This window comes from Actinomycetospora atypica (genome assembly GCF_042653685.1).
Classification (GTDB): Bacteria; Actinomycetota; Actinomycetes; order Mycobacteriales; family Pseudonocardiaceae; genus Actinomycetospora; species Actinomycetospora atypica.
The window spans coordinates 91,265-103,539 of record NZ_JBHSIV010000005.1 but is presented as its reverse complement, the minus strand read 5'-3'; the positions used below and the strand labels follow the sequence as shown (position 1 = coordinate 103,539).

11 protein-coding genes are annotated in these 12,275 nt (G+C 75.1%); 2 read left to right on the top strand and 9 right to left on the bottom strand.

The window, feature by feature from the left end; translation table 11 throughout:
* Nucleotides 1-71 precede the first annotated feature (71 nt).
* Nucleotides 72-554, top strand: a complete 483-nt coding sequence (locus ACFPBZ_RS06420; RefSeq protein WP_378035187.1) for a hypothetical protein — start codon at nt 72-74, stop codon at nt 552-554.
* A gap of 5 nt (nt 555-559) precedes the next feature.
* On the opposite strand, the gene ACFPBZ_RS06415 is transcribed toward ACFPBZ_RS06420, so the two are convergent.
* From ACFPBZ_RS06415 to ACFPBZ_RS06380, 8 genes are all read right to left on the bottom strand, one after another.
* Nucleotides 560-1,396, bottom strand: a complete 837-nt coding sequence (locus ACFPBZ_RS06415) for a CHASE3 domain-containing protein (RefSeq protein ID WP_378035186.1) — start codon at nt 1,394-1,396, stop codon at nt 560-562.
* A gap of 20 nt (nt 1,397-1,416) precedes the next feature.
* Nucleotides 1,417-2,610: an RNA polymerase sigma factor gene (locus ACFPBZ_RS06410; RefSeq protein WP_378035185.1), complete on the bottom strand. Its 1,194-nt coding sequence runs from the start codon at nt 2,608-2,610 to the stop codon at nt 1,417-1,419.
* 8 nt (nt 2,611-2,618) lie between these two features.
* Nucleotides 2,619-2,966 carry a YciI family protein gene (locus tag ACFPBZ_RS06405; RefSeq protein WP_378035184.1) on the bottom strand — a complete coding sequence of 116 codons (348 nt, stop codon included), beginning with the start codon at nt 2,964-2,966 and terminating at the stop codon, nt 2,619-2,621.
* Between the two features lie 28 nt (nt 2,967-2,994).
* Entirely contained in the window at nt 2,995-3,414 is a 420-nt protein-coding gene (locus ACFPBZ_RS06400) for a DUF6069 family protein (protein WP_378035183.1), read from the bottom strand.
* Between the two features lie 49 nt (nt 3,415-3,463).
* A complete protein-coding gene (locus tag ACFPBZ_RS06395) occupies nt 3,464-5,947 on the bottom strand; it encodes a PEP/pyruvate-binding domain-containing protein (RefSeq protein WP_378035182.1) in 2,484 nt (827 codons plus the stop codon).
* A gap of 61 nt (nt 5,948-6,008) precedes the next feature.
* Complete coding sequence (locus tag ACFPBZ_RS06390) at nt 6,009-7,268, bottom strand: cytochrome P450 (protein WP_378035181.1); 1,260 nt, start codon at nt 7,266-7,268, stop codon at nt 6,009-6,011.
* 276 nt (nt 7,269-7,544) lie between these two features.
* A complete protein-coding gene (locus ACFPBZ_RS06385; protein WP_378035180.1) occupies nt 7,545-8,009 on the bottom strand; it encodes a hypothetical protein in 465 nt (154 codons plus the stop codon).
* A gap of 41 nt (nt 8,010-8,050) precedes the next feature.
* Nucleotides 8,051-8,974, bottom strand: coding sequence for a LysR family transcriptional regulator (locus ACFPBZ_RS06380; RefSeq protein ID WP_378035179.1), 924 nt, complete (start codon nt 8,972-8,974; stop codon nt 8,051-8,053).
* Between the two features lie 113 nt (nt 8,975-9,087).
* On the opposite strand from ACFPBZ_RS06380, the gene ACFPBZ_RS06375 reads away from it, so the two are divergent.
* Nucleotides 9,088-11,445 carry an arylsulfatase gene (locus ACFPBZ_RS06375; protein ID WP_378035178.1) on the top strand — a complete coding sequence of 786 codons (2,358 nt, stop codon included), beginning with the start codon at nt 9,088-9,090 and terminating at the stop codon, nt 11,443-11,445.
* Nucleotides 11,446-11,455: 10 nt separating this feature from the next.
* Here ACFPBZ_RS06375 and ACFPBZ_RS06370 read toward each other — a convergent pair whose 3' ends face one another.
* Nucleotides 11,456-12,262 carry a formylglycine-generating enzyme family protein gene (locus tag ACFPBZ_RS06370; protein ID WP_465251508.1) on the bottom strand — a complete coding sequence of 269 codons (807 nt, stop codon included), beginning with the start codon at nt 12,260-12,262 and terminating at the stop codon, nt 11,456-11,458.
* Nucleotides 12,263-12,275: the final 13 nt, after the last annotated feature.

Below are 12,275 nucleotides of genomic sequence, written 5' to 3'. Positions count from 1 at the left end.
GTCCCGCCCCCGGGGCTCCTACGCTGGCGAGAGGCGACCGCGACGTGCGGTCCCGGGGGGAGCCGGCCGCCATGCTGATCGAGGCGTTCTACGTCGAGCGCGACATGCTCGAGCTGGTGAACGACGAGCGGGTCCTGAGCGAGGCACCCCCGCTGCAGGAGCATCCGGGGGTCCGCCACGAGTACTCGGAGCAGCTCCGGGACTGGCTGCGCCGCGACGACCCCGACGAGCTGTGGGACCCCCCGCCGGCCGCCGACGAGCGGGCCCGGGCCGTGCGGGGCCTCGGCGTCGAGGTGGTCCACGACCGGCTGGCCTGCTTCGACCTCGACCTGGGCGACATGCTCGATCCCGACGTGGACGTGCCGCGGGGACTGACCGCGGCGATGGTGGAGAGCCTGCTCGAGGGGCCGTCGTTCGCCGCGCCGCTGCGCGATCCCGCGGCCACGCAGGTCGGCCTCGTCGTGGTGCACCAGAGCATCGCCACCACCCCGATCAGCTGGACGACGTGGGTCGGCGCGCTCCTGGTCCGCGCCTCCCCGACCGGCGGTGGATAGCCCGCTCATCGGTCGAGCAGGTGCACCTCGCGCTCGAGCTGCCCCATCTGGTCCCTCTTGGTCGGCGCTTCCATCGGCGTCGGCGACCCGTTGCGGCGGTCCCGCAGGTTCTCGGTGAGCCGGTCGACCCGCCGCAGGATGCCGCGGCGGAACAGGAACCACGCCAGGAAGCGGGTGGCCAGCGCGGCGACCAGGGCGAGCCCGACCGACACGTAGTCGCGGACCCGGATGGCGTTGATCTCGGCGATACGCGCGTCGAGGAGCTCCCGCTCCTCCGCCTGCATCGCGCCGACCTCCGCGCGGATCCGGTCCATCAGCTGCTTGCCGTACTCGAGGTGTCGACGCAGCTCGGGGTCGGTGACGGCGAGGCCGGACGCGACGGCCGCGCGCTGGAACGACAGGTCGGCCATCTGCCGCGCGGACAGGTCCTCCACGTCCCCGAGGCGCCCGAGGATGTCGGTCCGGGGCCCCTCCCCCGGCTCCGCCGAGGCGAGACCACGCAGGGACGCCACCGCCGGCGCCAGCTCGCGGGACGCCTGGTCGAACGGCTCGAGGAACTCGGCCTGCCCCGTCAGCAGGTAGCCCCGCATGCCGGTCTCGGCGTTGACCATCAGCGACGACAGCCCACCGAGTGCGGCGCTGACCTCGAACTTGCGCTGGATGTCGGTCTCGATCGCGACGCGCTCGGAGTTGCCCGAGATCGCCAGCAGCGCGGAGATGATCACCGCGACCAGCGGCAGCGCGATCGTGATCCGCGCCTGGACCCGGATCGGCACCCGTTCCCACTGCCGGATCAGGGCCTGTACCCAGGTCACCGGCCGGTCGCGGACTCCCTGCAGCACTCCGGGGACTCTAGGTCAGCTCAGGCCCCGAGGCCTGCCCGACGATCACGCAGGAAGGCCCGTTCGGTGTCGTTGCCCGCCAGGGCGAGGGCCTCGTCGTAGGCCTCCCGGGCCTTGTCGGGACGGCCCAGCCGGACCAGCAGCTCGGCGCGGGTGGCCGGCAGCAGGTGGTAGCCCGGGATGTCGAGCTCCTCGACCACCGCGAGCGCGGCGGCCGGCCCGTGCACCTCGGCGAGCGCGACGGCCCGGTTGAGCGCAACGATCGGGGTCGGGGTGACGCGCAGGAGCTGGTCGTAGAGCGCGAGCACCTGCGCCCAGTCGGTCGCCTCGCCGTCGGTGTGCACGGCGTTGATCGCGGCCTGGATCTGGTACGGACCGGGTCGGTCGCGGCGCAGGCACCGGCGGACGAGCTCGTGGCCCTCGGCGATGAGCTCCCGGTCCCACAGCGTGCGGTCCTGCTCGGTGAGGGTCACCAGCTCCCCCGCCGGCCCCACCCGCGCCGGGCGCCGCGCCTCGACGAGCAGCAGCAGGGCCAGCAGGCCGAGCACCTCCGGCTCGTCGGGCATCAGGTCGGCGAGGGCCCGCGCCAGCCGCACGGCCTCGGCGGTGAGATCGGTGCGCAGCAGCGGGCCCGTCGTCGCCGCGTAGCCCTCGTTGAAGATCAGGTAGATCACGGTCAGCACCGGCGGCAGCCGGTCGGGCAGCTCCGCCTCCCCGGGCACCCGGTACGGGATGCGCGCATCGCGGATCTTCTTCTTCGCCCGCACGATGCGCTGCGAGATCGTCGCCTCCGGCACGACGAAGGCCCGGGCGATCTCGGGCACCTCCAGCCCGCCGAGCAGTCGCAGGGTGAGCGCGGTCTGGGCGAGCGGGGAGAGGGCCGGGTGGCAGCAGGTGAAGATCAGGCGCAGCTGGTCGTCGCGCACCGGTCCCACCTCCTCGTCCGGCTCGTCGGGGGTCTGCAGCAGCAGGGCCTGCGCGTGGCGGGCCTCGCGGGTCGACTCGCGGCGCAGGCGGTCGATCGCCCGGTTGCGGGCGGTGGTGACGATCCAGGCGCCGGGGTTGGGCGGGAGCCCACCTGCCTCCCACTTCGTCATCGCCACCGCGAACGCGTCCTGCACGGCCTCCTCGGCGAGCCCGATGTCGCCGAGCAGGCGGGTCAGCGTGGCCACGCAGCGGCCGTACTCGGCGCGGTAGACGTCCGTGAGGTCCATGGAGCGGCTCAGGCGAGCCCGTCGAAGGGGCGGACCTCGATCGGCGTCTCGCAGGCCTCCGCGCACGTCACGGCCCAGGCCAGGGCCGCGTCGAGGTCGTCGACCTCGATGACCCAGAACCCGGCGAGCTGCTCCTTGGTCTCGACGAACGGCCCGTCCGTCATGGTCGTGCTGCCGTTCTCCACGCGGACGACGGTGGCGCTGTCGTAGGGCAGCAGGCCCCCGGCGAACACCCAGACCCCCTGCTCCTTCATCCGGTCGTTGACCGGCCCCACCCGGGAGAAGGAGCGCTCCAGCTCCTCCTCCGACGGCGGGCCCTCGCTCTGGTCGAGCTCGACGCTCAGCAGGTAGTGCACGGCGGTGCTCCTCGTCTCGGGGTGCGGCTCAGACCAGCCGGCGGGCGACGGCCGGGATGACGATGGCCGCGGCGACGACGTGGGTGAGGATCAGCAGCGCCTTCGTCGCGATCGTGGCGTCGACGAGCACGTCCGGCACGAAGGACAGCACGGTCAGTGCGACCGTGGTGCGCAGCCACGCCGTGCGCGGGTGGCGGGCGAACCGGCGCAGCGCCGTGGCGATGACCAGCCCGAGAGCCGCGAAGATCAGGGTGAGGACGGCGAAGCCCGACACCGGGATCGGCGCCCCGGCGACGTCGGTGCCGATGCCGACGGCCACCCCGGCCGCGGCCACGGCGGAGGTGGCGGCCGCCGCGAGGACGGAGGCGGCGGCGCCGTGCAGGAGCATCGAGCCCAGGCCCGGGGCGGTGGTGACGTCGGTGGGGGTGGTCGGCGCGGTGATGGTCATCGGAACCTCCGGGGTGTGGCGGGGGGCGGCTCGTTCCGCTCCCTCACCCCTACGACGAACCGCGTCGCCGGCTTTCGACAGGGTCGGAGAAAATTTCCTGGAGGACGACGACCGTGCCCGCGTCGCCGTCGACGCGCACCCGGTCGCCGGTCCGGATCCGCTCGGTGGCCGAGCCCGTGCCGAGCACCGCCGGGATGCCGTACTCGCGGGCCACGATCGAGCTGTGGCTCAGCGGGCCGCCGATGTCGGTGACCACGGCGGCGGCCCGGGCGAACAGCGGCGTCCACGCGGGCGTCGTCATCCGCGCGACCAGCACCTCGCCGGGCTGCATCGCACCGAAGTCCTCCTGCCCCCGCAGCACGCGCGCCACCCCCGTCGCCGTGCCCGACGAGCCGGCCCGCCCGGTCAGCTCCTGCCCCGCCGGACTCACCGCGCCGGGCATGAACGGGCCGATCACCCTCTCGGCCCACCGCGACCGCGGCAGCATCTGCGGCGGGGAGACGAGCGCCCGGCCACGCCGCAGGGCCCGGCGGTCGGCCACCGGCGGGTCGACGGTCTCCCCGCGGATCGCGGCGCGCAGCTCGGCCTCCGTGAGCCAGAAGACGTCGTCGGGACCGACCGGGAGGCGCCCGCCGAGCTCACGCAGCATCCGGCGCATGACCGGCCACGCGAGCCCGACGTCGGTCAGCGCGTCCTCCCGGACCGGCCCGAGCGTGCGGGCGCGGGCGAGCAGCGCGTCGAACACCCGGCGGCGGACCGGGTCGAGCCGGGCGCGCATCCTCCGGACGTGCGCGTCGCGCTCGGCCCGGAGCCGCTGCTGGCGCACGTCGGGATCGGTGCCCAGCCCGGAGGCCTGGAACCGGACGGTGTCGAGCAGGGTGCCCGGGTCGTCGGCCGCGGTGGGTTCGGCGAAGTCGAGGTCGAACACGGCGTGCCCGAAGCGGTCGAGGTGCTCGCGGAAGCGGGCCTGCCACTCCTCGGTGTCGGTCCCGGTCTCGCGGGCCAGCACCGAGAGCGCCCACAGCGACCGCTCGGCCCGGATCGGCTCGCTGTCCTCCCCCAGCAGCAGCACGTTCGCCGGCGGGTCGCCGGCGCGGCGGACGAGGCGGTCGTAGAAGGTGCTGAAGGTGATCTCGGCGGTCGCCGCGAGCGGGATGACCGACTGCACGGCGGTGTAGTAGGTGGTGCCCGCCCGCAGCAGCACGGTCACCGCGTCGAGCAGCTCCTCGGCCGACAGGGTGGCGAGGTCGACCGCCTTCCAGTGCTCGACGACGGCCGTGTAGGCCGGGTGGGCCCGCTCGCGCCAGCCGCGCACGCCCCCGAGCGTCTCCGGCCGGTTCAGCGCGAGGATCGCCCGCGGGGTCATGAGGGTCATCCGCAGGAGGCCGCGGGTCCGGTAGAAGTAGTACGCGTAGCCGTTGATCGTCGGGAAGGTCAGGTCGCCCTCCGGGACGGGCCGGCCGAAGGCCTGCGCGAGCAGGTCGCGGATCGAGCCGGTCACCGCCGGGTCGATCAGGTCGGCGAACAGCGGCGTGAGCGGGCTCGGCATCTGCTCGACGATGCTGGCGCGGAAGTAGAGCCCGCCCGGGTACGGCAGCGGCCAGGTCTCCGGCGGCGGGGCCGCCGGTGGGGGCAGCGCCGTGATCGGCCGCGACTGCACCAGCGCGAACGCGCCGTCCGCCCGGACCCACTCGAGATCCTGCGGGACGCCGAAGTGCTGCTGGGCGCGCGCACCGAGGCCCGCGAGCTCCGACACCCCGGCCGCGTCGAGCACCGGCGCCCGTCGCCGCTGTCCGGGCACGACGACCTGCGCGGTGCCGCCGCCGGTCGACACCGTCATCTCGGCCTTGTCGGCGATCGTCCGGCCGACCTCGGTGAGCGTCCCCGCGTCGACGACGAACTCGTCGGTCGCGACCAGCCCGCCCACCACCGACTCCCCCAGGCCCCAGGCGGCGCTCACGACGATCCGGTCGCGGCGGCCCGTCGTCGGGTCGGCGGTGAACAGGACCCCGGACGCCTCCGCGTCGACCATCGTCTGGATCACCACCGCGAGCCGCACGTCCGCGGGCGCGATCCCCTGCCGGTCGCGGTAGTCGACGGCCCGCGCGGTCCACAGCGAGGCCCAGCACCGGACGACCGCGTCGAGCAGCGCGTCGGCGCCCCGCACGTCGAGGTAGGTCTCCTGCTGGCCGGCGAAGCTGGCGTCGGCGAGGTCCTCGGCGGTGGCCGACGAGCGCACCGCGACCGGCGGCGCGCCCAGCTCGGCGTAGGCGGCGCGGACCTCCGCGGCGACCGCGTCTGGGACCGGTGCGGCGAGGAACGCGGCGTGGATCGCCTCGTCACCCTGCTCGGCGAGCGCGGTGACGTCGAGGCCGGCGGCCGCCACGAACGCCGCGTACGCGTCGGTGGTCAGCACCACCCCCGGCGGCACCGGGAGCCCGGCCGCCACCAGCTCGCCGAGGTTGGCGCCCTTGCCACCGGCGAGCGCGACGTCACCCGCTCCGACCTGCGCGAACGTCCGGACGAACTCCACCTCGACGAGTATCCGCGCGGCGTGGCCGGCCGCTACGGCCCGAACGGGGGACGGCGCGCGGTCACCCGGTGGCGAGCGGGAGTCGCTCGTACTCGCTCAGCAGCAGGGACCGTCGTCGTCGGGCTCCCGGGAGCAGCCGGAGCCGGGGTATCCGGGTGGCCAGGGCGGCGAAGGCGGCCCGCGCCTCCAGGCGGGCCAGGGGCGCCCCGAGGCAGTAGTGGACGCCGCCGGAGAACGCGAGGTGCTCCCCCGCGGTCGCCCGGCGCGGGTCGAACGTGTCGGGGTCGGCGTGGACGGCGGGGTCGCGTCCGGCCGCCCCCAGCATCGCGAGCACGGTGGTGTCCGGCGCCAGGGTCCGGGTGCCGACCTCGACCTCGACGTGCGGCACCCGGGCCGTGAACTGGACGGGAGGGTCGTACCGCAGGGTCTCCTCGACGACGCCCGCGGCCACCGACGCCGGGTCGTCCACCAGCTGCCGCCACGGGTCGCCGTGACCCAGCATCGCGGCGATCCCGTTCCCGATCAGTCCGCTCGTGGTCTCGAACCCCGCGAGCAGCAGGAGCACCGCCAGGCTGACCGCCTCGTCCCGGGAGGCGTCCCCGGCGGCGAGCACGTCGAGGACGGTGCCGTCGGGACTCCGCCGGTGCGCCAGCAGGTCCGCCATGAGGGCCCGCAGCTCGACGACCGCGCGGTCGAGACGGTGCAGCGCGCGCAGGGACCGGACCCCGCCGAGGCCGGCCCCGACCGCCCGGCCCCAGTGGGCGAAGGCGTCCGCGTCCGCGTCGGGCACCCCGAGGATGTCGGCGATGATCGCGACCGGCAGGGGCACCGCGACGGCGGCGACGAGGTCGAAGCGGCCCTGTCGGGCGGCGGCGTCCACGAGGCGCTCGGCCACCCGCACGGCCAGGTCCTCGCGGGCCGCGATCCTCGCCGGGGTGAAGGCCGGGGCCACGAGGCGCCGCAGCCGGGTGTGCTCCGGCGGGTCGAGGCCCAGCACCGAGAGGTCGACGGGCTCGAGCAGCGGGTCCCGGCCCCCGTCGACCGCTCCCCCCGGCGTGCCGCCCGCCCGGGTGCGGACCCCGAACCGACGGTCGCGCACCACCCGGGCGCACGCGTCGGCCGTGGCCACCACCATCACCCCGCTGCGGCTCGCGTACGGCTGCGGGCCCTCCCGCAGCCGGTGGTGGAGGCGGTGCGGGTCGTCGGCCCACGGCCGGTACATCAGCCGCAGGACCGGGTCGCCGGCCAGCGCGAGCAGCCGCCCGCCCGCGTGCATCGCCGCCAGGCGCCCGCCCAGTCGGAGGTCCCGCTTCACGTCCACCCGGTCCTCCTCCCGCCCACGGGCCCGACGGCCTCCAGGGTCCCGGTCGCCGGTCCGGAGGTCCACCACCGCCGGGCCCGGGTCGGCGACCCGCCGTGCGCCCGTTGCGCCCCGCACACGGCCGGCCGAGTTGGCGGCGCGCCGTGGGCCCGTTGCGCCCCACAACACGGTGGTGGGCCCGCACGACGTCGGCCCGCCGTGTGCGCCACGCAACGAGGCCGGAGCAGGCCCCTCGTCGCGACCGAACCGTCGGAGCACCCGGGCGGGCGAGGAGGGTCAGGCGTGCACGCCCCGCTGCCCCACCGCGCCGCGCAGACCGACGCACCCGATGCAGCCGACACAGTCGACGCAGTCCGCGCAGGCGATGCACCCCACGCACCGGATGCAGTTCGCGCACGCCAGGGTGCCGAGGCAGCGGCGGAGCCCGACGCCGAAGACGGTGAGCACGCTGCCCACGATCCCGACGCTGCCGGCGGTGGCCACGCTCCCGGCGACGGCGACGCTGCCCGAGGTCGCCACGCTGCCGGCGACGGCGACGCTGCCGGCCGTCGCGACACTCCCGGCCACGGCGACGCTGCCACCGGTGGCGACGCTGCGGACCACGCCGACACTGCTGTTCGTCCCCACGCTCCCGGCCACCGCGACCGTGGTGCCCGCGTCCGTCGTGCCCGCGTCGAGGACGGCGGCGACCACGCCGTCGTCGGGCGCGGGTGCGGGGTCCGGTTCGTCCCGTTCGGTCACGACGGCAGCGTGCCCGACGGGGCCGCGACCGTCCAGCGTCGTCAGGCCGGGACGAGCCCCTGCGCCGGGGCGGCCCGGACGAAGGCGTCCAGGACGGCCCGCGCGGTCGGGCGCTCGCCGGTGTGCGGGAGGTGGGCGAGCAGGATCGTGCGGGTGAGCGGCCGCGCGAGCGGCACGACGGCCACCCCGTCGGCCGGGCAGAACACGCGGCCCAGGTCGCTGACGAGGGTCACGCCGAGCCCGGCCGCGACCATCGCGAGGGCGGTGGCCGAGCTGTCGACGCGGTGCCGGACGTGCGGCTCGAAGCCCACCCGGCGGCACGCCGTGCGGACCGCCCGGCCCCAGTAGGTGTCGGGCCCCGAGAGGATCCAGCCCTCGTCGGCGAGCGCGGCCAGCTCGGTCCGCGGCCCGTACGACGAGTCCGCGGGCGCGGCGAGGTGGATCTGGTCCTGCCCCAGCGGGACGACGGCCAGGTCGGACTTCCAGGGCTCGGGGGCGTCGGGGTAGTCGAGCAGCAGCGCCAGGTCGAGGTGGCCGTGGCGCAGGTCGGCCACGACGTCCTCGCCGTCGGACTCGGTGCTCTCGAGGGTGATCCCGGGGTGGCGGGCCGCGAGGTCGGCGATCACGGCCGGCAGCAGCCCGGCCCCGGCGGCCGCGAACACCCCGACCGTGAGCCGCGCGGACAGGCTCTGGCGGGCCTCCTCGACCGCGGCGCACGCGCGCTGCTCGGCGGCGAGCAGCACCTCGGCGTGCTCGATCAGGACCCGCCCGACCTCGGTGAGCCGCACGCCGCGCCCCACGCGCTCGATCACCGGCGCTCCCACCTCGGTGCCCAGGGCCTCGAGCTGCTGGGACACGGCCGAGGGCGAGAAGTGCAGGGTGGCCGCGGCGGCGTTCACGCCTCCCTCGCGGGCGACCTCCCGTAGGGTCCGCAGACGTCGCAGCGACAGCTCCATGCGGTTCATCTTCACACCCGTGTGCGTAAACGTCCGCTGGTTCTGAACAGTGCTCAAGAACCACCCTGGTCCCGGTGGCCGAACGGCATGCCGTGATCGACCGAAGGGACGCGGGCGCAGGGATGAGCAGGTTCAGCGGGGGCCGACACGTGCTGCCCGAGCCGGAGGTGCCCGCCGGGGTGGTCACCGCCCTCGGGATCGACGAGCAGATCGGGGCGTTCGAGCCGGTCCGGCCCACCGCCGCCCCCGACGCCGCGCCGAACGTGGTGGTCGTCGTCCTCGACGACCTCGGCTTCGGCAGCTCCAGCGCGTTCGGCGGTCCGTGCCGGATGCCGACGGCCGACCGGCTGGCCGCCGACGGGCTGCGCTACACCCGCTTCCACGTCACGGCCCTGTGCTCCCCCACCCGCCAGGCGCTGATGACCGGCCGCAACCACCACTCGGTCGGCATGGGCGGCACCACCGAGATGGCGACCTCAGCGCCCGGCTACACCGGCTACCGGCCCCGCAGCGCGGCCACGATGGCCCGGACCCTGCAGGCCAACGGGTACTCGACGGCCGCGTTCGGCAAGTGGCACCAGACCCCGCCGTCGGAGATCAGCCCGGTCGGGCCGTTCGACCGCTGGCCCACCGGCGAGGGCTTCGACCACTTCTACGGCTTCATGGGCGCCGAGATGAACCACTGGTCGCCCCTCCTCTACGAGGGCACCACCCCGATCGACCCGCCGCGGAAGCCCGGCTACCACCTCTCCGAGGACCTCGTCGACCACGCCGTGGACTGGGTGCGCACCCAGCGGACCATGACGCCCGACCGGCCGTTCTTCACCTACCTCGCCTTCGGGGCGTCGCACGCGCCGCTGCACGTCGAGCCGGAGTGGCCCGAGCGCTACCGCGGCCGCTTCGACGAGGGCTGGGACGCCGAGCGCGAGCGGACGCTGGCCCGGCAGAAGGAGATGGGCGTCGTCCCGCCGGACGCCGAGCTGGCGCCGTGGGCCGAGGGCGTGCCGCACTGGGACGAGCTCGGCGACGACCAGCGCGCGCTCGGGGCGCGGTTCATGGAGACCTTCGCGGGCTTCACCGAGCACGCGGACACCCAGCTGGGGCGCTTCGTCACCGCGCTGGAGGAGCTCGGGGAGCTCGACGACACGGTGTTCGTCTACCTGCTCGGCGACAACGGCGCCTCCGGCGAGGGCGGCATCGAGGGCACCCTCGTCGAGCACCGCCTGGGCCACGGCATCGTCGACGACCCCGCGGAGATGATCGGGCGGATCGACGAGCTGGGCGGGCCCGCGAGCTACCCCATCGCCCCCGTCGGCTGGGCGCTCGCGATGAACACCCCGTTCCAGTGGACCAAGCAGGTGGCCTCCCACTTCGGCGGCACCCGTGACGGCCTCGTCGTGCACTGGCCGCGGGGCATCACCGACCGCGGCGGGCTGCGCGACCAGTTCCACCACGTCATCGACGTGCTCCCGACGATCCTCGACTGCGCCGGGATCCCCCAGCCGGGCTCGGTCGACGGCGTCGCCCAGAAGCCCATCGAGGGCGTGAGCATGCGCGAGACGTTCACCGCGCCGGCCGCCCCGGACCGCCGCCGGACCCAGTACTTCGAGATGTGCGGCAACCGCGGCATCTACCACGAGGGCTGGACCGCGGTGACCCGCCACGGCGTCCCCTGGGACATGGTGCCGACGGGCCCGCGCTCGTTCCGCGACGACGTCTGGGAGCTCTACGACATCCGCACCGACTTCAGCCAGGCCCACGACGTGGCGGCGGAGCACCCGGAGCGGCTCGCGGCGCTGCAGGAGCTGTTCCTCATCGAGGCCTCGAAGTACCAGGTGTTCCCGCTCGACGACCGCGTGACCGAGCGGGAGAACCCGCGGCTCGCGGGCCGGCTCGACCTGCTCGGCGACCGCCGGTCGATCACGTACCACGGCCGGACCCGGCGACTGACCGAGGAGACGACGCCGAACGTCAAGAACACCTCGCACTCGGTGGTGGCCGACGTCGAGGTCGGGGGGCTCGACACCGCCGACGCCGACGGCGTCGTCGTCGCGCAGGGCGGGCGCTTCGGGGGCTGGGCGCTCTACTGCGTCGGGGGCCGCGCCTGCTACGTCTACAACTACTTCGGGATCACCGTGCACACGCTGCGCGCCGAGGAGCCGATGACGCCCGGGCGTCACGAGATCCGCATGGACTTCTGCTACGACGGCGGCGGGTTCGGCCGGGGCGGGGAGGCCGTGCTCTCGGTCGACGGCGTCAAGGTCGCGCACGGCACGGTCGACGCGACGGTGGCGTACTACTTCTCGTTCGACGAGACCCTCGACGTGGGCGTCGACCTCGGGACCCCGGTGAGCGAGGACTACCCCGCGGTCGGCAACGAGTTCACGGGCACCGTGCACACGGTGCGGATCGACCTCTGGGAGTCCGAGGACGGTCCCGACGACGGCGGGCGCTACCGCCGCATCATGGCGGCGCAGTAGGTCGGCCGGCTCAGCTCGCGCACCGGAAGCCGAGGTTGCCCGAGCTGGAGTCGGGGGTGTTCGACGACCGCGCCGCCACCCGGTAGCGGTAGCAGTACGACTCGTGGCACAGGTACGACCCGCCGCGCATCACGTGGGCGTGGCCCTCCGTGGGGCCGGTGGGGTCGACCGGCGCCGCGTGCCGGTAGGCCTCCGGGTCGAACCGGTCGGAACACCACTCCCAGACGTTGCCGACCATCTGCCAGAGCCCGTGGCCGTTGGGCCGGAACGACTTGACCGGGGCGGTCGTCAGGAACCCGTCCTCGAGGGTGTTCCGCGTGGGGAAGCGGCCCTGCCAGATGTTCAGCGGCCAGCGCCCGCCCGGGCGCAGCTCGTCGCCCCACGGGAACCGGGCGCCCTCGAGCCCGCCGCGGGCGGCGTACTCCCACTCGGCCTCGGTGGGCAGACGCTTCCCGGCCCAGGCGGCGTAGGCCTGCGCGTCGTTCCACGACACGTGGACCACCGGGTGGTTGGCGCGGTCGCCCACCCCCGACCCCGGGCCCTCCGGGCGGCGCCAGCACGCGTCGCGCACCCCGAGCCACCAGCCGGCGCCCTCGACGCTCGTCAGGACGTCGGCGCGATCCCCGTGGAAGGCCAGGTGGAACACGGCCGACGAGCCCCACCGCTCGGCGTCGGTGACGTACCCGGTGGCCTTGACGAACGTCGCGAACGCCGCGTTGGTGACCGCGGTGGCGTCGAGGTGGAAGGGCGAGAGCCGGACGTCGTGCACCAGGTGCTCGCCGTCGGCGGCGTAGCCCTCGCCGAAGTGATCGCCCATCGCGAAGCGGCCG